We start from the raw sequence: 18,457 nt of genomic DNA, 5'->3' as shown, positions 1-18,457 counted from the left end.
GGCGATGAGCGGGGCGCGCGGGAAACTGCGGATCTACCTGGGCGCGGCCCCCGGCGTCGGCAAGACCTACGCGATGCTCGACGAGGGGCACCGGCGCCTGGGACGCGGCACGGACGTGGTCGTGGGGCTCGTCGAGACCCACGACCGGCCCCGCACCGCGGCGCTGCTCGACGGCCTTGAGACCGTCCCCCGCGCGACCCTGGTCCACCGGGGGGCGAGCTTCACCGAGCTGGACGTGGACGCCGTCATCGCCCGCAAACCGAAACTGGCGCTGATCGACGAGCTGGCGCACACCAACGTGCCCGGCTCGCGCAACGCCAAGCGCTGGCAGGACGTCGAGGAGATCCTGGACGCGGGGATCGACGTCATCTCCACCGTCAACATCCAGCACCTGGAGTCGCTCAACGACGTCGTCCAGGAGATCACCGGCGTTCCGCAGCGCGAGACCGTCCCCGACGAGGTGGTACGGCAGGCCGACGCCGTACAGCTGGTGGACATGGCGCCGGACGCGCTGCGCCGCAGGATGGCCCACGGCAACATCTACCTTCCGGAGAAGGTGGACGCGGCCCTGTCGAACTACTTCAGGGTCGGCAACCTCACCGCGCTGCGGGAGCTGGCGCTGCTGTGGGTCGCGGGCAAGGTCGACGACCAGCTCGACCGCTACCGCGCCGAACACGGCATCGCCGGGACCTGGGAGGCGCGCGAACGCGTCGTGGTCGCGCTGACCGGCGGCCCCGAGGGCGACACCCTGGTACGGCGGGCCGCCAGGATCGCCGCCAGGACCAAGGGCGCCGATCTGCTGGCCGTCCACGTCACCCGTTCCGACGGGCTGAACGGCACCGACCCGGCGCACCTGGCCCGCCAGCGCGCCCTGGTGGAGAGCCTGGGAGGCACCTACCACCAGGTGGTCGGCGACAGCGTCCCGCGCGCGCTGCTCGACTTCGCAGGCGGGGTCAACGCCACCCAGCTCGTGCTCGGCGCCTCCCGCAGGGGACGTTTCGCGCAGCTTTTCTCCCGGGGGGTCGGAGTCACGACCACCGCGCTGTCCGGCTCCATCGACGTCCACATGATCACGCACGGCGAGGTGGGCAGAGGAGCCGGGCGCGACCGGCCGAGGGCGGCGCTCACCCGAGGACGCAGGATCGCGGGCTGGGTCATGGCGCTGCTGGGCATCCCGGCGATCACCGCGCTGCTCGCCCCGCTCAGGGACGGCCTGAAGCTGTCGAGCGCGATCCTGATGTTCCTGCTCATGGTGGTCTGCGTCGCCCTCGCCGGAGGGATGTGGCCCGCGGTCACCGCGGCCGTCGCCGGGTTCATGCTGCTCAACTACTACTTCACCCCGCCGGTCGACCGGTTCACCATCGCCGACCCGGAGAACATCTTCGCGCTCAGCGTCTACGTGCTGGTCGCCGTCATGGTCAGCGCGGTGGTCGACCTGGCCGCCAGACGGACCAGGGAGGCGGCTAGGGCGAGCGCGGACGCCGAGGTGCTGTCCACCCTGGCGGGACACGTGCTCAGAGGGGAGGCGGCGCTGGCTTCCCTGCTGGCGCGGCTGCGCGAGACCTTCGGGCTGACCTCCGTCACGCTGCTCGAACGCACCGGCGAGCCCGCCCCCGAGGACCGCTCCGAGCCCGCGGCGTGGCGGATCGCGGCCACCTCGGGAGGGCCGCCCTGCGCCACCCCCGGCGCCGCCGACACCGACGTGGTGATCGACCGCGACCTGGTGCTCGCCGCGCGCGGCAGGCTGCTCGACGCGGCCGACCGCAGGGTCCTGGAGGCCTTCGCCGCGGAGGCGGCCGTCGCCCTGCGCCAGGAGCGGCTGCGGCGTGAGGCGGACCTGGCCGGGCCGCTGGCCGAGGCCGACAGGATGCGCACCGCGCTGCTCGCCGCCGTCAGCCACGACCTGCGCACCCCCCTGGCCTCGGCCAGGATCGCGGTCGACAGCCTGCGCAGCACCGAGATCGACTGGAGCGAGACGGACCGGCGGGAACTGCTGGCCACCGCGGACGAGTCGCTGGTCAAGCTCGACCGGCTGGTCGCCAACCTGCTCGACATGAGCCGCCTGCAGGCGGGGGTGCTCGGACTGGCCCTCGAACCCGTCGCGGTGGGGGAGGTCGTCCCGCGCTCCGTCGACGACCTCGGGCCGCTCGGCGAGCGTGTCGAGGGCGACATCCCGCCCGGCCTGCCCGAGGTCGTCGCCGACCCGGCCCTGGTCGAGCGGATCCTGGTCAACGTGATGTCCAACGCGGTGCGTTACACCCCGGGAGACCACAAGGTCCTGGTCACCGCCAGCTCCTACGGCGACAGCGTCGAGGTCCGCGTCATCGACCGGGGCCCCGGCGTGCCGAGGGAGGCGCACGACCGGATCTTCATGCCCTTCCAGCGCCTGGGCGACCGCGACAACCACACCGGTGTCGGCCTCGGCCTCGCCCTCTCCAGAGGGCTGGCCGAGGCGATGGGCGGGACGCTCACGCCGGAGGAGACACCAGGGGGAGGCCTCACCATGATCCTGAAGCTGCCCATCGCCCCCGAGGAGCGGACATGACCCGCGTCCTCGTCGTCGACGACGAACCGCAGATCCTGCGCGCGCTGCGCATCAACCTCCTGGCCAGGCACTTCGAGGTCGCGGTCGCCGACGGCGGCGGCGCCGCCCTGCGCGAGGCCGCCGACTGGCACCCCGACCTCGTCGTCCTGGACCTCGGGCTGCCGGACATCGACGGGATCGACGTCATCCACGGGCTGCGCGGCTGGACCAAGGTGCCGATCATCGTGCTGTCCGGACGGGCGGGCAACCAGGACAAGGTCGAGGCCCTGGACGCCGGGGCCGACGACTACGTCACCAAGCCGTTCAACATCGACGAACTGCTGGCCCGCATCAGGGCCGTCACCCGCAGGACCACCGTCCACGAGGCCGAACTCGCCCGCGTCGAGGTCGGCGCGCACGTGGTCGACCTGGCGGGCAAGACGATCTCCGGAGGGGTACGGCTGACGCCGACCGAGTGGCAGCTGCTGGAGATCCTGCTGCGCAACCCGGGCAAGCTCATCAGCCAGCGCCAGCTGCTGACCGAGGTCTGGGGCGCCGCCTACGTCAGGGAGACCCACTACCTGCGCCAGTACATGGCCCAGATCCGCAGGAAACTGGAGCCCGACCCGGCCCGCCCGGTCCACCTGCTCACCGAACCCGGCATGGGCTACCGCTTCCAGCCCTGAACGAACCCCGTCCTGGGAGGGCGGGCGACGGGACAGCACCGTAATCCTGAAAAATCAGGAAAAGGCGGCTCATGCCGTGCGAGGGCGTGCGATGGCCGTCATCAGCAGGCCGCCGGACACCAGCCACCGGCCGTCGAACCCCGTCAGCGGGCGCCCCTCGACCAGCGGGCCCTCGACGAGGATGCGGGCGCTGAAGGCACCCGAAGGGTCGAAGGTGACGTGGGCCTCCTCGAAGCCGAGCCAGCGCCGGGCCAGGGGATACCAGGCCTTGTAGACGCTCTCCTTGGCGCTGAACAGCAGCCGGTCCCAGTGCACGTCCCCGCCGAGCAGTTCGAGCTCCTTGCGTTCGCCCTCCGAGGAGACGGCCCCGAGCACGTCCTCGGGGAGCGGCTCGTGGGGCTCGGCGTCGATGCCGACGGTCAGGGCCTCAAGAGAGACGGCGGCGGCGCGGTAGCCCGCGCAGTGGGTGATGGCGCCCGTCACCCCGCCGGGCCACGTGGGTGCCCCGCGCTCGCCGGGCAGGATCGGCACGGGCGGCAGTCCGAGATCGGCCAGCGCCCGCCTGGCGCAGTGGCGCGCGGTGGTGAACTCGATCCGCCGTTTGCCGACCGCGCGGGCGATGACGGCCTCCTCCTCGGGGAACAGCGTGGCCTCGGGCGGGTCGTCGAAGGCCTCGGCGCTCACCACCCAGGACGGCAGAATCCTGTCGATCACGAGGCCGCCCCGGGGGAGGACAGGATCAGGCGCGGCCTGCCGGGCGGGGTCGGCCGGGGCCGCCACTCACGGGGATAGCCGAGGGAGACCTCCTCGAAGCGCACGCCGTCGTGCCAGGTCGTCCTGGGGATGTGCAGATGGCCGTAGACGACCGCGGCGGCGTCGAAACGCAGGTGCCAGTCGGCGGTCAGCTCGGTGCCGCACCAGATCGCGAACTCCTGGTGCCGCAGGATCCTGGTCGGCTCACGGACCAGCGGATAGTGGTTGACGAGCACGGTGGGCACGCCCTCGGGGCGTCCGGCGAGCCTGCGTTCGGTCTCGGCGATCCTGGCCCGGCACCAGGCGGCACGGGAGGGGTACGGGTCAGGGTGCAGGAACATCTCGTCGGTGCACACCACCCCCTTCTCGTACGCCAGGGCCAGCGCCTCCTCCTCGGTCGCCGCGCCGGGCACCCGGAAGGTGTAGTCGTAGAGCACGAACAGCGGGGCGACGGCCACCGGCCCGCCGGGCCCCTCCCACACCGGGTAGGGGTCCTCGGGGGTCACCACCCCCAGGTTCTGGCAGACCTTCACCAGGTGCCGGTAGCGTTCCTCGCCGCGCAGCTGGACGGGGTCGCTGGGATGGGTCCACAGCTCGTGGTTGCCCGGCGCCCACACGACCTTCGCGAAGCGCTCGGAGAGCAGGCGCAGTGCCCACTCGACGTCGGCGACCGCCTCGGAGACGTCCCCGGCGACCAGCAGCCAGTCGGAGGGGGAGTCCGGCCGCAGCCCCTCGACGATCCTCCGGTTCTCCTGGTATCCGATGTGCAGGTCGCTGATGGCCAGCAGCGAGGTCATGCTTGCACCGCCCTCGGTGGTTCAGAGGTCTCCCGGGCCACGGCGGCCCGGGGTCGTCCGCCGGGGCGGCCCCACGCGGCCGCGCCGTACGGCGTCGCCGCCTCCGTCCCCGTCCGCCCCGATGCCAGGAAGATATCCGGAACCCCCGCGATCACCAAGAGGGTGGGTTCGGGGAGCCACGGCCGTACGGCACGGGCGGGTCAGGGCGGGCGCCGGTCCCCGGAGAGGGTGAGGGCGCGTTCCAGCAGGCCGAGCAGCCGGGTGTGCTCCCGGCCGCCGCGCTGTTCCGGGGGAAAGGTGTTCAGCGCGGCCCGCAGCCAGCAGGCGGCGACCCCCGGAGCCGACTCCATGACCGCCGCGGCGGCCTCGCCCAGGGCCGTCAGGTGCTCGTGCTCCGAACACGCGGGCGTGGGTCTCGCGGCGGTGCCCCGGCCCGTCCCCTCGTGGGGCGAGCCCGACCGTGGCCGCGCCCGTCTTCCGTGCGCGGTTCTCTCACATGTGGTTCTCTCACGCGCGGTGCGGACCCGCTTCCACCGGACCGCCGACTTGTCGCCCGCCACGCCATCACCCGACCAGACCGACTCCATAATGTCAATATTACCTACCGATTTATAGGGTATATCTGCGATGTGTGACTTCGGGAGCGGGAGGCCGGTGGCGGCATGCCCATGATCAGACCTTTACCCCGGTTTGCAGCGCCGGAGGTGTCGGCGTCTCGGACACGCGTCGTAGCCTGACGACTACCGCGGACAACGGAGCGTTCACCCATGCCAGTGACATCGACCATGCATCCGGCTGTCGGCGCGGCCTTCCTCAGACGTGACCGTGCGGGCCGGGCACTCGCGGCGGACGCCGAACGCGTCGCCCTGGCCTGCCGTGAGATGGCGTCGCGGTTCCGCAGGGGCGGAAAGCTGATCGTCTTCGGCAACGGCGGCTGCGGCACGGACGCGGCCCACATCACCGCCGAGTTCATGCACCCGGTCATCGTCGGCAGACGGACGCTTCCCGCGCTGGCGCTGAGCAACGACTGCGCGACCGTCACCGGGGTGAGCGGAAGGGAGGGCCTCGCCGAGGCCTTCGCCCACCAGGTGCGCCGCTGGGCGGACCCGGCCGACATGGCGCTGGGGATCTCCCGCGACGGCCGCTGCGAGAACGTGCTGCGCGGCCTGGAGACGGCGGGGGAACTGGGCCTGCTGACCGTCGCGCTCACCGGGGGCGACGGCGGGATCACGGCCGGGCGGGGCGTTGCCGACCATCTGCTGACGGTCGACTCCGACGACCCCGCCGTGGTCAAGGAGGTCCACGTGACCCTCTGCCACCTGCTGTGGGAACTGGTCCACGTGTTCTTCGAGAAGGCGGGACCCGTGGGCGAGGGAGCGCGATGAGCACGCTTGAGGATCCCGCCGCCGGGGCGGTGCCCGCCCTCTACCCCTTTCCCGCCCCGGGACGGCGGATCGCCGCCCCCGCACGATCCGACTCCGCCGCGGCGCTGGCCGAGGCCCGCAGGTCGGCCGAGGAGAAGGCGGCCGAGATCGTACGGCTGCGCTGGCAGGTCGCCGAGGTCGCGGGTGACGAACTGGCCGAGTGCGCCCAGGAGATGGCCATCAGGTTCGCCGCGGGAGGCAGGCTGTTCGCCTTCGGCAACGGTGGCGGCAGCGCCGACGCCCAGCAGGTCGCGACCGCCTTCCTGCACCCGGCCTACGGCCTGTCGCTGCCCGCCCTCAGCCTGACCGGCGACGTCGCCGTGATCACCGCGCTCTCGAACGACGTGGGCTTCGAGGCCGTCTTCGCGCGTCAGCTGGCCACGCTCGGAAGGCGCGGCGACATCGCCCTCGGCCTGTCCACGAGCGGCGGCTCCTTCAACGTCCTGCGGGCCCTGGAGGAGGCCGCGCACCAGGGCATGCTCACCATCGGCCTGGCCGGTGACCAGGGCGGCAGGATGGCCGGGCTCGGCCTGCTCGACTATCTCTTCGTCATCCCGTCGTCGTCGGCGCACCGGGTCCAGGAGGCCCAGGCGACGGTCTACCACGTGCTGTGGGAACTCACCCAGCGAGCGCTCGGGGTGAACCCGCCGGGCACGGGCTGAGGGCGGGCGGCGACAGGACAGAGACACAGGACAGAGACACAGGACGGTGGCACAGCGGCGACAGGGTATCGGCGGGCGACGGGCGCGAGGTGGCGGGAGGCGGCATGACGGCGTGGACCGGAGACGGGATCCCCTCCGGCGTGCCCGCGCGGATCGCCCGCAGGGTCGCCGACGCCGTGCTGTACCGGGACCGGTCGCCCGCGGCCCCGGGGGAGCGGCCGGGAACGCTGGTGCCGCCGGGACGTCCCGAGGAGGAGGGCACCTCGTGGAGCATGACCGAGTGCCTGCTCGAACGGGCGCAGGACGCCTCGGTCCACCTGTGCCTGCGCTTCCTGCACCTCAGGAGGTGCGGTGTCGAGCGCACCCGGCCGGAGTCCGGGGAGGGGACCTTCCTGTCCTACGACGAGGCGACCGAGCGCGAGATCGGAGTGTCCTTCCCGCTGGCCGTACTGCTCGGCGGGGAGCGGACGACGGAGGTGAACGTCCCCGGGGACCGTTTCACCGAGCAGATCCGCGGCCCCCGCGGCGGACCGGAGGGGCGGGTGGTCTGCGAGCACCTGCCGTTGGACGCTGCCCTCACGATGAGCGCCGAACGCCTGGCCGGGCCGTGCGGGCTCATCCGGTTGCGTGTCGTGGCGCGCAACACCGCGCTCCTGATCGGGCGGGGGGTCTCGGGCGAGTACGCGCTGCGGCGGTCGCTGCTTTCGGCGCACCTGATCGTCGAGACAGACGGCGGAGGCTTCGTCTCGCTCGCCGATCCCCCCGAATGGGCCGGGCCGTTCGCCCGTGCCTGCCGTAACGAGCACACCTGGCCCGCGCTGGTCGGTGAGCCGGGGCACCGTGACGCGGTGCTTTCTTCGCCCGTGGTCCTGCCCGACCACCCGGACGACCCCGCGCAGGCGGGGGATGAGGAGGCCATCGCGTGAGGAGCTTCGCCATGGGAGGAGGACTGCCGCGACGGCCGCTGACCGCGGTGACGACAGCGGCGACAACGGTGGTGACGAGGGCGCTGGTGACGGGAGCCGGCTGGGTGGTCTACCGGGTCCTGCCCCGTCTCGGGCGCCGGGGCGGCCGCCCGGAGAACGGTGGGACGTGACACTCCGCGCGGCGGGAAGCCGCTGAGGAACAGGACAAACCGGGAACGAGGGAATCGGGCATGCACGAGTTCGGGGTCGCGGAGGCGATCCTCATCGCGGTCGAGGAACGCGCGGAGGGCCGGAGGGTGGGCCGGGCCAGGGTGCACGCGGGCGCCCTGCTCCGGGTGACGGAGCCGGAGATCAATCACGCCTTCGCCAAGGTCGCGGAGGGCTCGCTGGCCGAGGGGGCGAAGGTGGAGCTGCTCATCGTCCCCGCCCAGCTCATCTGCCGCAGGTGCGGCCAGACCGCGGCGGCGTTCGTCCCGCGCTCCGTCTGCGTCGAGTGTGACGGCACCGACGTCGAGACCGTGGGCGGCGACGACCTCTTCCTCGACTCCGTCCAGTTCCTGGAGTCCGCCCAGGCCGCCGGGCCCGCGGACGTGCCGGAGCACGCTTGACCACATCAGGGCGTTTTATGGCCTTTTTTGCGACTTCTTGCGTGATGGGGTGATTTATTGGCACGGAGCCCGGGGATGGATCGTCAGGGAATGCGATGATCATGGCCCATTCCGGCTCGCTCTCCGGTAGGCGCATCCGAATGCGGTTGCGGCTGCGAAGTTACCCCCAACAAGACAGAGGAGCGACGCCCATGGCCACCGTCACCCGCGAAACCGATCATCTTCGCGAGCGGATGAGCCGCTACCTGGACGAGTTCCTGGAGCGGGAGACAGCGGAGATGGCCTTCCTGGGTGAGGACCTCGACTTACTACGGCACACCCTGCTCGGTTTCGTCCGCCAGGGCGGCAAACGTCTCAGGCCCGCCTTCGTCCACTGGGGGCACCGGGCGGCGGGCGGCGAACCAGGGGACGAGGCCGTGCTCGCCGCGGGCTGCGCGGTCGAGCTCGTGCACGCGTGCGCGCTGATCCTCGACGACGTGATGGACGAGGCGGAGACCCGGCGGGGGAGGCCCGCCGTACACCTCGCGCTCGCCGAGCACCACGGCGGACGGGGCTGGCGGGGGGACGGGCGGCGTTTCGGGGAGTCGGCCGCGACCCTGTTCGGCATGCTCGCCTACACCTGGGCCGACGCGGCGCTGCTGCGCGCCGGGCCCCACCTCACCGACGCGTTCGAGGTCTTCACCCGGATGAGGACCGAGGTCGTCGGCGGCCAGTATCTCGACCTCGCCTACGCGGCCGGGGGAGCGAGCAGCCCGGTCGAGGCCGCTCGGGTCGCGACGTACAAGTCGGCCAAGTACACCATCGAGCGCCCCCTGCACCTCGGCCACGCCGTCGCGGGCGGCGACCCGAGGCGGCGCGCCCCGCTCAGCGCCTACGCCCTGCCCCTCGGGGAGGCGTTCCAGCTGCGCGACGACGTGCTCGGTGTCTTCGGCGACCCGGAGGTCACCGGCAAACCCGTCGGCGCAGACCTGCGCCAGGGCAAACACACCTGGCTCACCGCGACGGCCAGGGAGCGGGCGGGCCGGTACGACGCCGCGCTGCTCGACGACGTCCACGACGAGGCGGACGTCGCGGCGGCCCGACGGCTGATCGTCACCACGGGAGCCCTGGAGACGGCCGAGGAACGCATCACGGACCTGGTCTCCCTGGCCAGGACGGCCCTGGACGAGGCGGACCTGCCGGCGGAGGTCGTGCGCGGGCTCGGCGAGCTGGCCGACCTGGCGACGCGGAGGAGGGCGTGAGCCCGGTCGTGGTCGTCGGCGCCGGGCTCGGCGGCCTGGCGGCGACGGTCAGGCTGGCCGCGGCGGGCAGGGACGTCACGCTCGTCGAGGCCAGGGACGTGCCTGGAGGCTGCTGCGGCTCCGTGAGCCTGGACGGCTACCGCTTCGACACAGGTCCCTCCGTGCTGACCATGCCGCAGGTGCTGGCCGACGTCTTCGCCGCGGCAGGGCACGACATGGAGAGCCTGCTGCCGCTGCGGCGTCTGGACCCCTACTACCGGCTGCGTTTCCACGACGGTTCCCACCTGGACGTGGTCGCCGGCCGGGACGCCATGGCCGAACGGGTACGCGAGCTGTGCGGAGCGGCCGAGGCCGACAGGTATCTCCGTTTCAGGGCGAGGCTCGGCGAGCTCTTCACCGCGGAGTGGCACGACTTCATCGACCGTGACGTGACACGGTTGCGGAGCCTGCTGCGCCCTCTCGCCCTGGCGAGGCTGGCCTCTCTGGGGGGTCTGCGACGCCTCGACCGGCTCGTCAAGGCCCACCTCACCGACCCCAGGCTGATCAGGGCGCACACCTTCCAGGCTCTGTACGTGGGGTTGTCCCCTCGTCAGGCCCTCGGCATCTACGCCGTGATCGCGCACATGGACACCGTCGGCGGTGTCTTCTTCCCCGCAGACGGCGGCATGCACGCCATCCCGCGGGCACTGGCCGACGTGGCGCGGAAGGCCGGGGCGCGCATCAGGTACGGCACGCGGGCCGTCAGGGTCGAGACCGGCCACGACGGGGTCCGCGCGGTACGGCTCGACACCGGCGAACGTCTGCCCGCCCGGCACGTCGTGGTCGCCTGCGACCTGCCCGGCGCCCATCAGGGGCTGCTGCCGCCCGAGGCGAAGGACTGGCGCCTGCGCCGCCCCCGTTTCTCACCCTCGTGCCTGGTCATGCACTTCGGCCTCGACCGGAGGCTGGCCGACCAGGCTCACCACACGCTGCACTTCGGCAGCGACTGGGACTCCGGCTTCTCCGCCCTGCGCGCGGGCAGGCCACAGCCCGACCCCAGCCTGCTGGTCACCTACCCCGAGTCCGACTCCTCCGCCGCCCCCGAGGGCCACGCGACGCTCACCGTGCTGGAGCCGACCGCGAACCTGCGTGGCGAAGGAGACTGGACCCGTCTGACCCCGTACCTGCGCGAGCGTCTGCTCGGCAGACTGGCCGGCCTCGGCTACGGCGACCTTTCGCAGGACTCCCGGCTGACCTTCGACCCGCCCGCCTGGGCCGGGCTCGGCCACTCGGCGGGCACCCCTTTCGCCCTGGACCACCGCTTCACACAGACGGCCTGGTTCAGACCGGCGGGCGCGGCCGGCCGTGTCCCCGGCCTGCACTTCGCTGGAATGCACACCGCCCCCGGCGTCGGCGTGCCGCCGGTGCTGATCTCCGGCAGGCTGGCCGCGGAACGCATCCTGAGGACATCCCGATGACCCTGGCGCCTCCGGTGACGCTGACCACCAGCTACGAACTCTGCCGCAGACTCAACGCCCGCCACGGCCGCTCCTACTACCTGGCGACCCGGCTGCTGCCGGCCTGGAAACGTCCCCACGTACACGCCCTGTACGGTTTCGCGCGCCGTGCCGACGAGATCGTGGACTCTTTCGCGATGACCGGGGACCGGGCGGCCGCGCTGGACGGGTTCGCCGTACGTACGGCCCACGCCCTCGCGGGTGTCCCCCAGGATGATCCGGTGCTTCCGGCGTTCGCGCAGACCGTGCGCTCGTTCGGCATCGACCACGGCGACATCGAGTCCTTCCTCGCCTCGATGCGGGCCGACCTGACCGTCAGCCGCTACACCACCTACGACGACCTGCTCGGCTACATGGAGGGGTCGGCGGCGGTCGTCGGCACCATGATGCTGCCGGTTCTGGAGGCGCTGCCCGGCATGGTGGAACGGGCCCGCGAACCCGCCAGGCAGCTCGGGTTCGCCTTCCAGCTGACGAACTTCCTGCGTGACGTGTCCGAGGACCTGCGACGTGGCCGGGTCTACCTGCCGCTGGAGGACCTGGAGAGGTTCGGGGTACGGGTCGCAGACCTGGGGCGGCCCACCCCCACCCGCGCCCTGCGCGAGCTGCTGGCCTTCGAGACCGAGCGGGCTCGTGAGCACTACAGACGCGCGGCCGAGGGGATCGACCTGTTGATCCCCTCCTCCCAGCCGTGCGTCCGCGCCGCCCACGAGCTGTACGGCGAGATCCTCAGCCGTATCGAGGCGGCCCGCCACGACGTCCTCGGCGCCAGGGCGGTCGTGTCGCTGGGCCGCAGACTGGCCGTCTTCACCCGGCACCTGTACGCGGCCTGTGTGGCGGACAGGGCCGAACGCCGGGTGGTCACCCGGAGTCCCCAAGGAGGGCGCGATGCCTGATCCGGTGGCCGTCGACGCCATGGGCGGAGACCACGGCCCAGCCGAGACGGTCGGCGGTGCGGTCGTGGCCAGCCGCGAGTACGGCGTCCCCGTCGTGCTCGTCGGCAGATCCGGGGAGATCCGCCGGCACCTGGCGCGACACGGCGCCCTCGGGGAGATCGGCGTGGTGCACGCGGAGGAGGTGATCCCGATGGACGAGCCGGGCGCGGCGGCCACCGAGGCCGCCTCAAGCCTGAGGATCGGCTGTGAACTGGTCGGGCGGGGCGACGCCTCGGCGTTCGTGTCCTCGGGCCCGACCGGGGCCGTCGTGGCGTGCGCTGTCCGCGGCATCGGCAGGGCGCCGGGCGTGCTCAGGCCCGCCCTGGCCGTCGCCCTGCCCTCGGTGACCGGTGGCGCGACCGTGCTGATCGACGCCGGGGCGACCGCCGATCCGGTGCCGGAGATGGTCGCCCAGTTCGCGGTGCTCGGCACCTCCTACGCCCGGCTGGTCCTCGGCGTGCCGGACCCGTCCGTCGGCCTGCTGTCGATCGGCTCGGAACCCGGGAAGGGGAACCGGGTGACCCGTGGGGCGGGGGAGCTGCTGTCCAGCCTGCCCCTGCGCTTCCACGGCAACGTCGAGGGACACGATGTGCTGGCCGGGACCGTGGACGTGATCGTCACCGACGGGTTCACCGGCAACATCGTGCTCAAGAACGTCGAAGGGACGGTGCGCGCGGCGCTCACCCTGGTCGCGGAGGGGGGAATCGCCACCTCCGAGGCGTTGCGTGAGGTCACCCGCCGCTATGACCCCGAAACCCACGGCGGGGCGGCGCTGCTCGGTCTGCGCGGCACCGTCGTCGTCTCGCACGGCGCGTCCGGGGCAGCGACGATCGCACGGGCCTGCGTGCTCGCCCGTGCCCTGGCAGACGGCGGCGTCACCGGCCGCCCCGGGGACTGGCCCGCCGCCGAGTCCGTTCGATGAGCCGGGCGCTCCCCTCAGGCGATGGGGTCGGCGCCGTTCCAGGTCCCCTCACTGGCGTACGGCGCGAACCGGGCGAACAACTCCTCGGAGTACCACCGCTGTGCCCTGGTTCGCTCGATCACCTCCCGATGCGCCCGTCCCCGGTAGGCGAAGTCCCGTACCGCGCCCGTGTCGCGCCACAGCGAGAACGTCGCCTGTCTGGCCAGCGGCCACTCGCCGACGCCGACGCAGGCCAGACAGCCGTCCTGGCCCAGCAGGAGACGGTCGACCCGGGGAACGGACCGGTAGAACGCCACCAGCCGGGACGGCCGGATCGACGCCCGGGTGAGTACGGCCACCGGCCCGCCGCCCGCCGCGTCGTCTCCGCCCGCCTCCGGTATGCCGGAGCCGAACGGTTCGACGCCACCCCACCTCCCACGCGAGGCCAGCGGCCTCAGCCGTACCTGCCATGCCTCCACGGCCCGCCCGCGCCAGCGCGCCACGATCGGGGAGGTCGCGAGGAAGCCGTCGAGGGCGGCCTCGTGCCGCCAGACCGCGAACAGAGCCCAGCGGCGCAGGTCCGCGCCCAGGCTCATCGACGCGCCACGGCCGGTGCCGAGCAGCCGCCAGAACACCAGCCCGTCGGTGCCCGTGAGTGAAGGCCGGTCGAAGGCCATGTGACCGACAGCCCCCAGATCCGCATATCTGACGAGATGGAATGAGGCGATGACTCCCGGACCGCTCTGCGCGCTGGTGGCTCTCATCGGCGGCTACCTCCTGGGATCCGTGCCGGTCGCCGTACTGGTCGGGCGGATCCACGGCTTCGATCCCCGCGAGACGGGGGACCGCAACCCCGGCTTCTGGAACGTCATGCGAAGTCTCGGCCGGCGGGCCGCCGTACCCGTCTTCGCGGGCGACACCCTCAAGGGCACGCTCGCCGCAGGGCTGGCCCTGGCGGTGAGCGGCGCGCACACCACGGGGACCGGCGTGGTCGCCGGCGGCGGCGTCGTGCCGGTGTACCTGGCGGTGGCCGCCGCGATGGCCGGGCACGCATGGCCGGTGTTCGCCGGATTCAGGGGCGGCCGGTCCGTCCTCACCTTCGTCGGCGGCTTCGCCGTGATCTGTCCCCCGGCCTTCCTGCTGGGCGTCGTGGTCCTGGTCCTGGCCGCCCTGACCGCGCGTTCCTTCGCGGTCGGGGCCAGGGTCGCGGTTTTCGGTCTGCCGCTCCTCCAGCTGTTCTTCACCCCGATCGGGCAGGTGGCCGCGACGGGGGCGCTGATGTGTCTCATCGGCCTTCGTTTCGGACAGGCCGCCCGGTCCTCCCACGCGGGCCGGGCGGCGGACGGTACGTGAGAGCGCCCATCTCGGCGGCGGGGTAGCGGCGGCCACGCCACGAGCGCACGGGGCGCAGCGTCGCCTGCGTCAGCCGTACGGCCGTCAGCGGATCCAGCAGCGGAGAAAGCAGCACGCCGGGCCCCGGTACGGCGTAGTTGCCGCGCAACGCGCGGGCCAGCAGTGTCCGCGCGGCCAGCAGTCCCAGATCGAGACGGGTCGGCCTGCCGGAGAGCAGCCGCAGGACGGGCAGGGCGGTCGTCAGCCAGACGACCGCCAGGTCGGCGGCCTGCCAGCCGGGCCCGGTGACGTCGCGCAACGGCAGCGATCTGCCCCACTCACGCCACACCCCGGCGGCGGACTCGTGCATGTCCACCTCCAGCAGCCCGCCCGCGTCCAGGAAGGTGACCGCCCAGCCATCCGCCGCGAGGAGCCTGGCCAGCGCCACGTCGTCGGTCATGTGCCCGCGCACCCTGCCGAACCCGTCCGCCTCCAGCATCGCCGTACGGCGGAAGGCCATGCACTGGCCGTTGGCCACGACCCGGTGGGGAGGCGGTGGCGTTGACGGCCCGATCGGGCCGAACCGGTAGACCAGCGTCGCCAGGAAGGAGGCGTGCAGTGCCTGCTCGGCGACCCCGTCACAGACGAAGCGCGGACCCGCGCTGACCAGGTCGTGGTGCGCCAGGGCGGCGGTGAGCGCCCCGACCAGGCCGGGGGCGGGCCTGGTGTCCGCGTCGAGGGCCACCACGACGTCGTTGACCGCGGCCGTGACCCCCTGCCGCAGCGCCCACTGCTTGCCGACCCAGCCACGGGGCGGCGGCGTGCCCGCGACGACCCTGGCGCCAAGCCCTGCCGCCAGGGCGGCGGTGCCGTCCCGTGACTCGTCGTCCACGACGACGACCTCGGCCACCGCGGGATCGGCCAGGAGCGCCTTCAGGCAGGGACCGATGCGCTCCTCCTCGTCGCGGGCCGGTACGACCACGGAGACCGGCGTATCCGTCGTCGTGGGACTCAGCGGAGGCAGGCGGTCACGGCCGCGGGCGAGCCGCACCGCGGCGGTGACCGCGGCCGCCGCCTGGAGCACGGTCAGTGCCCTCATCGGAGTCCTCATCGGCGCGTCCGGATACGCGGACGGCGGGCGTCCTGCTTCAGGGAGAAGTCCTCCTCCACGAGCGAGGCCACGATGCGACCGCCCAGCGTCACCAGCGGCAGCCCGCCGCCGGGATGCGCGGAACCGCCGACCAGGTAGAGGCCACGTCTGGGCCCTCTGTTGCCCGGACGCCTGAAGGGCGCCAGCGGGCCGTCGTAGGCGCCGCCGTAGATCGCCCCGCCCCATGCGCCGTAACGGTCCCGCAGATCGGCGGGGGTGAACAGGTCGACGAAACGCAGCCTTCCCGACAGGTCGTGGCCACGTGCGGCCAGGCGTTCCAGAACCAGGTCCCGGTAGGCGGACGGCGACATCGGCCACCGCAGCGGATCACGGGCGGGGACGTTGACCAGCATCACCCAGTTCTCCGCGCCGTCCGGTGCCTGCGACGAGTCGTCGACGGCCGAGCAGCCGACGTAGACGGTCGGATCCTCCGCGGGCCTGTGCCGCTCGAAGATGTCGGCGAACTCCCGCCGGTAGTCGGCTGAGAAGACCACCGAGTGGTGCGCCAGGCCTTCGGTCCTGCCCTCGACGCCGGCCAGCAGCAGGAACGCCGAGGACGACCTGCCGAGCCTGGCGATCCGCCGCAGCCGCCGCCGGTCAGGCAGGAGCCGCCCGTACAGCGCCGCCGCGTCGACGTTGGCGATCACCACGTCGGCCCGCTCGCGTTCTCCCGAGGCGAGCCGTACCCCCAGGACCCGCTCCGAGTCGGCGAGCACGTCGGTGACCCCGGTGCGCAGTGTCACCTCGACCCCGGCCTCCTCAAGCCGTGCCCGCAGGGCGTCCGCCAGACGGGGCAGGCCGCCACGCACGTACCAGCCTCCCTGCCCGTGTTCGAGGGCGGGGACGCATCCCAGCGCCGCCGGAGCCCGGTAGGGGTTCGCCCCCGCGTAGGTCGCATACCGTCCCGTGTACTGCCGCAGGCGGGGATCGGTGAAGAAACGCCTGGCCAGACCGTCGAGCGTACGGCCTGGCGCGACCGCGAACAGGTCGGACAGTCGTGCTTGCGCGGGCGGCCGGTCGATCGGGCCCGCGAAGAACGTGCGGTGCGACGCCTCAAGACAGGTCCGTCCCCAGCGGTGGAAAGCCAGCCAGTTCCGGCCCTCCCCGGGCGCGAGCCGGTCGACCTCCGCGGCCATGGCGCCGGGATCACGGCGGGCCGTCAGCACCGAGCCGTCGGCGAAGCGGTAGCGGCACAGTTCCCGGGGTTCGACGAGGTCGAGGCCGAGCCCGGCGAACAGATGCGGCATGGTCAGCAGCGACGGGCCCAGGGAGAAGGCGAAGCCGTCACGCCGGTGCTCGGCCAGCTTGCCGCCGAGGCGGTCAAGCCGCTCGTACAGGCGCACCCGGTGGCCCCGCCCTGCCAGCAGAAGGGCGGAGACCATCCCGCCGACGCCGCCTCCCACCACGATCACGTCTGCCACGCGCGGCTCCTTCTTCTGACGCCCGACCAGGCGGCCACGGCGAAGCACCCCATGCAGACCCCTCCCAGGACGGCCACCAGGGGGTCGGGCGGGGTGAAGACCACCGCGAAGCCGACCGTCTCCATCAGGGCCATCACGGTGTAGAGACCCACGAGCCCCGCGCTCGTCATGGCGCCTGCCGCGGTGATTCCGTCGATCAGGACCATGACCAGCAGCGAGACCAGCAGCCAGCCGGCGAAGTTGCTCAGCGGGACACCGCGGTAGGGCCCGGGGACATGCCAGGTCCACAGGCCGAGCCGCGTCATCTGCGGGTCGAGGAACAGGTCCCAGGCGGTGAGCGCGCAGGCGCCGAGCACGATCCGTGTGACCCGGCCGCCCCTTGAAACCGTGGTGGCGGCCAGTGCCGTCGCGTGCGCGGCCAGTCCCATGCCGCCCCAGGCGAGCGCCACGATCACGGGAACCCCGCCCGGCTGCGGCCAAAGGACGCCGGTGTAGGCGTAGCCGCCGAACGGCAGCCCTGTTCTGACGCCGACCCACTCGGCGGCGTACCCCGCCGCGGCCGCGGCGCAGAGGGCCGCAGAGGCCCTGAACGGACCGTACGTCCCGGCGGCGAAGGCCAGGGCACAGACCGTGAGCAACAGCACGATCAGACCGGTCAGCCGGGCGGGCCGGGAGTCGAGACCGGACACGACCTGCGCCGCGACCATGGCGGTCAGCAGGATCCCGCCCGTCGCATCCGGAAGGGAGGGTCTGGCGCGCGGGGCGCCCCGGGCGTCCGTCGTCGCGCCAGGACCCGGCCGTCCGCTGCTCATCTTCTCGCTGTGCCCCACGAACGGTCATTCGAGCGTTGCCCCATGGTCAGATTCACTTTGGCCTCCCGGAGTCCGTCCCTGTTCCCCACGGTGTTCCCTCCACCCGTGCCGCTCGGTGCCGCTCCGTGCCGTTCCGCGCGGAGCGGCGCACCGGGTGCGGGAGGGGGAACGGCGGGTGTCGCGGCCGAAACTTTTTCGGAAATCCGGGACGAGGTTATCCGCCGCCATGAATACACATCAAAGGTTGGCGCGAAATATTAAGTTAACCAATGGTTTACATGGTTTGCACTGCATGCACCTTATGTCCATTACTTGCTCATGTAAAACCAGAAAGGGTTGTCCGTAAATCCGGTTTGGGGCTGAAAGAATAGATTATTAACTGCGCCCGCAAACCCGGGTTTCTGTCATTGCTTCTATGGGTTGAGGGTGGCCTGCAAAAAATCTGGTCCGCGTCATATTGATTCCGGTTGGTGCCTGTGGTTACGTCTGAATGTCGAACGATGGGGGATGAATTACCGCATTGTCCGAACATGGGAAAATTGTCGCCAGCCCAAATCTGCCCAGGTCAAAGCCATTTTGGAGTACTGTGACGTTGTCCGGACTCTTGATAGAGGGATGTCATGCGCGAGAGCGTCTTCGGGGGAGGGGGGGTGAAGATGACGGGCTTCGGGGGAGCTCTCCCGTTCCGCCGGAGGTCGCCGCCGTGATTTCCGTATCCGCCGTTCCTTTGACCGATTTGCGGTCGTTCGAGTCTTTTTAGGTGGATGCGTGGCATGGGTATTATGTTCGAAC

19 protein-coding genes are annotated in these 18,457 nt (G+C 72.0%); 12 read left to right on the top strand and 7 right to left on the bottom strand.

The window, feature by feature from the left end:
- Positions 1-4: 4 nt before the first annotated feature.
- Positions 5-2,545, top strand: coding sequence for a sensor histidine kinase KdpD (locus tag ABZ470_RS35455; protein ID WP_362916948.1), 2,541 nt, complete (start codon positions 5-7; stop codon positions 2,543-2,545).
- The gene (locus tag ABZ470_RS35450; RefSeq protein WP_352012611.1) at positions 2,542-3,210 is read left to right on the top strand and encodes a response regulator; all 669 of its coding nucleotides are present in this window, start codon (positions 2,542-2,544) and stop codon (positions 3,208-3,210) included. The genes ABZ470_RS35455 and ABZ470_RS35450 overlap by 4 nt, the downstream gene beginning before the upstream one ends.
- 69 nt (positions 3,211-3,279) lie before the next feature.
- On the opposite strand, the gene ABZ470_RS35445 is transcribed toward ABZ470_RS35450, so the two are convergent.
- The 3 genes from ABZ470_RS35445 to ABZ470_RS35435 form a co-directional block, all read right to left on the bottom strand.
- Positions 3,280-3,924 (bottom strand): 4'-phosphopantetheinyl transferase superfamily protein, encoded by a 645-nt coding sequence (locus ABZ470_RS35445; protein WP_362916946.1) that lies wholly within the window; start codon positions 3,922-3,924, stop codon positions 3,280-3,282.
- Positions 3,921-4,760 (bottom strand): metallophosphoesterase, encoded by an 840-nt coding sequence (locus tag ABZ470_RS35440; protein WP_352012609.1) that lies wholly within the window; start codon positions 4,758-4,760, stop codon positions 3,921-3,923. The genes ABZ470_RS35445 and ABZ470_RS35440 overlap by 4 nt, the downstream gene beginning before the upstream one ends.
- Before the next feature lie 200 nt (positions 4,761-4,960).
- On the bottom strand, positions 4,961-5,347 hold the full coding sequence (locus tag ABZ470_RS35435) for a hypothetical protein (RefSeq protein WP_362916944.1): 387 nt from the start codon (positions 5,345-5,347) through the stop codon (positions 4,961-4,963).
- 180 nt (positions 5,348-5,527) lie between these two features.
- Here ABZ470_RS35435 and ABZ470_RS35430 point away from each other — a divergent pair, with 180 nt between their 5' ends.
- From ABZ470_RS35430 to plsX, 9 genes are all read left to right on the top strand, one after another.
- A complete protein-coding gene (locus ABZ470_RS35430) occupies positions 5,528-6,145 on the top strand; it encodes an SIS domain-containing protein (RefSeq protein WP_352012607.1) in 618 nt (205 codons plus the stop codon).
- A complete protein-coding gene (locus tag ABZ470_RS35425; protein WP_362916941.1) occupies positions 6,142-6,846 on the top strand; it encodes an SIS domain-containing protein in 705 nt (234 codons plus the stop codon). Before ABZ470_RS35430 ends, ABZ470_RS35425 begins: the two co-directional genes overlap by 4 nt.
- Positions 6,847-6,950: 104 nt before the next feature.
- Positions 6,951-7,772 carry a hypothetical protein gene (locus ABZ470_RS35420; protein WP_352012605.1) on the top strand — a complete coding sequence of 274 codons (822 nt, stop codon included), beginning with the start codon at positions 6,951-6,953 and terminating at the stop codon, positions 7,770-7,772.
- Entirely contained in the window at positions 7,769-7,942 is a 174-nt protein-coding gene (locus ABZ470_RS35415) for a hypothetical protein (RefSeq protein ID WP_352012604.1), read from the top strand. The genes ABZ470_RS35420 and ABZ470_RS35415 overlap by 4 nt, the downstream gene beginning before the upstream one ends.
- A 60-nt stretch (positions 7,943-8,002) precedes the next feature.
- Entirely contained in the window at positions 8,003-8,380 is a 378-nt protein-coding gene (locus ABZ470_RS35410; protein ID WP_362916939.1) for a hydrogenase maturation nickel metallochaperone HypA, read from the top strand.
- A 191-nt stretch (positions 8,381-8,571) separates the two neighbouring features.
- The gene (locus tag ABZ470_RS35405) at positions 8,572-9,621 is read left to right on the top strand and encodes a polyprenyl synthetase family protein (protein WP_362916937.1); all 1,050 of its coding nucleotides are present in this window, start codon (positions 8,572-8,574) and stop codon (positions 9,619-9,621) included.
- Positions 9,618-11,078, top strand: a complete 1,461-nt coding sequence (gene crtI, locus ABZ470_RS35400) for a phytoene desaturase family protein (RefSeq protein ID WP_362916935.1) — start codon at positions 9,618-9,620, stop codon at positions 11,076-11,078. The genes ABZ470_RS35405 and crtI (ABZ470_RS35400) overlap by 4 nt, the downstream gene beginning before the upstream one ends.
- On the top strand, positions 11,075-12,010 hold the full coding sequence (locus ABZ470_RS35395) for a phytoene/squalene synthase family protein (protein WP_362916933.1): 936 nt from the start codon (positions 11,075-11,077) through the stop codon (positions 12,008-12,010). The genes crtI (ABZ470_RS35400) and ABZ470_RS35395 overlap by 4 nt, the downstream gene beginning before the upstream one ends.
- On the top strand, positions 12,003-12,971 hold the full coding sequence (plsX, locus tag ABZ470_RS35390) for a phosphate acyltransferase PlsX (protein WP_362916931.1): 969 nt from the start codon (positions 12,003-12,005) through the stop codon (positions 12,969-12,971). Before ABZ470_RS35395 ends, plsX begins: the two co-directional genes overlap by 8 nt.
- A gap of 14 nt (positions 12,972-12,985) precedes the next feature.
- Here the strand turns inward: plsX and ABZ470_RS35385 are convergent, their stop codons facing one another.
- Entirely contained in the window at positions 12,986-13,627 is a 642-nt protein-coding gene (locus ABZ470_RS35385; protein WP_352012598.1) for a spheroidene monooxygenase, read from the bottom strand.
- Between the two features lie 49 nt (positions 13,628-13,676).
- Here ABZ470_RS35385 and ABZ470_RS35380 point away from each other — a divergent pair, with 49 nt between their 5' ends.
- Positions 13,677-14,303, top strand: coding sequence for a glycerol-3-phosphate acyltransferase (locus tag ABZ470_RS35380; RefSeq protein WP_362916929.1), 627 nt, complete (start codon positions 13,677-13,679; stop codon positions 14,301-14,303).
- On the opposite strand, the gene ABZ470_RS35375 is transcribed toward ABZ470_RS35380, so the two are convergent.
- The 3 genes from ABZ470_RS35375 to ABZ470_RS35365 are packed head-to-tail and all read right to left on the bottom strand — an operon-like array spanning position 14,236 to position 17,683.
- A complete protein-coding gene (locus ABZ470_RS35375; protein ID WP_362916927.1) occupies positions 14,236-15,381 on the bottom strand; it encodes a glycosyltransferase family 2 protein in 1,146 nt (381 codons plus the stop codon). The two genes, ABZ470_RS35380 and ABZ470_RS35375, sit on opposite strands and share 68 nt — an antisense overlap.
- A gap of 8 nt (positions 15,382-15,389) precedes the next feature.
- Positions 15,390-16,853 carry a phytoene desaturase family protein gene (crtI, locus tag ABZ470_RS35370; RefSeq protein ID WP_362772178.1) on the bottom strand — a complete coding sequence of 488 codons (1,464 nt, stop codon included), beginning with the start codon at positions 16,851-16,853 and terminating at the stop codon, positions 15,390-15,392.
- Positions 16,841-17,683, bottom strand: coding sequence for a carotenoid biosynthesis protein (locus tag ABZ470_RS35365; RefSeq protein ID WP_362916925.1), 843 nt, complete (start codon positions 17,681-17,683; stop codon positions 16,841-16,843). The genes crtI (ABZ470_RS35370) and ABZ470_RS35365 overlap by 13 nt, the downstream gene beginning before the upstream one ends.
- Between the last annotated feature and the right edge of the window lie 774 nt (positions 17,684-18,457).

Origin of the sequence: Streptosporangium sp. NPDC020072, from assembly GCF_040631445.1 — a bacterium.
Taxonomy (GTDB): domain Bacteria; phylum Actinomycetota; class Actinomycetes; order Streptosporangiales; family Streptosporangiaceae; genus Streptosporangium.
This window is presented reverse-complemented; position numbering and strand designations above follow the sequence as displayed.

Excerpts from the sequence above, each read along its gene's own strand:
- ABZ470_RS35455 (WP_362916948.1), top strand. The coding sequence starts at position 5 with ATGAGCGGGGCGCGCGGGAAACTGCGGATCTACCTGGGCGCGGCCCCC.
- ABZ470_RS35450 (WP_352012611.1), top strand. The coding sequence starts at position 2,542 with ATGACCCGCGTCCTCGTCGTCGACGACGAACCGCAGATCCTGCGCGCG.
- ABZ470_RS35440 (WP_352012609.1), bottom strand. The coding sequence starts at position 4,760 with ATGACCTCGCTGCTGGCCATCAGCGACCTGCACATCGGATACCAGGAG.
- ABZ470_RS35435 (WP_362916944.1), bottom strand. The coding sequence starts at position 5,347 with ATGGAGTCGGTCTGGTCGGGTGATGGCGTGGCGGGCGACAAGTCGGCG.
- ABZ470_RS35430 (WP_352012607.1), top strand. The coding sequence starts at position 5,528 with ATGCCAGTGACATCGACCATGCATCCGGCTGTCGGCGCGGCCTTCCTC.
- ABZ470_RS35425 (WP_362916941.1), top strand. The coding sequence starts at position 6,142 with ATGAGCACGCTTGAGGATCCCGCCGCCGGGGCGGTGCCCGCCCTCTAC.
- ABZ470_RS35420 (WP_352012605.1), top strand. The coding sequence starts at position 6,951 with ATGACGGCGTGGACCGGAGACGGGATCCCCTCCGGCGTGCCCGCGCGG.
- ABZ470_RS35410 (WP_362916939.1), top strand. The coding sequence starts at position 8,003 with ATGCACGAGTTCGGGGTCGCGGAGGCGATCCTCATCGCGGTCGAGGAA.
- ABZ470_RS35405 (WP_362916937.1), top strand. The coding sequence starts at position 8,572 with ATGGCCACCGTCACCCGCGAAACCGATCATCTTCGCGAGCGGATGAGC.
- ABZ470_RS35395 (WP_362916933.1), top strand. The coding sequence starts at position 11,075 with ATGACCCTGGCGCCTCCGGTGACGCTGACCACCAGCTACGAACTCTGC.
- plsX (WP_362916931.1), top strand. The coding sequence starts at position 12,003 with ATGCCTGATCCGGTGGCCGTCGACGCCATGGGCGGAGACCACGGCCCA.
- ABZ470_RS35385 (WP_352012598.1), bottom strand. The coding sequence starts at position 13,627 with ATGGCCTTCGACCGGCCTTCACTCACGGGCACCGACGGGCTGGTGTTC.
- ABZ470_RS35380 (WP_362916929.1), top strand. The coding sequence starts at position 13,677 with ATGACTCCCGGACCGCTCTGCGCGCTGGTGGCTCTCATCGGCGGCTAC.
- ABZ470_RS35375 (WP_362916927.1), bottom strand. The coding sequence starts at position 15,381 with ATGAGGGCACTGACCGTGCTCCAGGCGGCGGCCGCGGTCACCGCCGCG.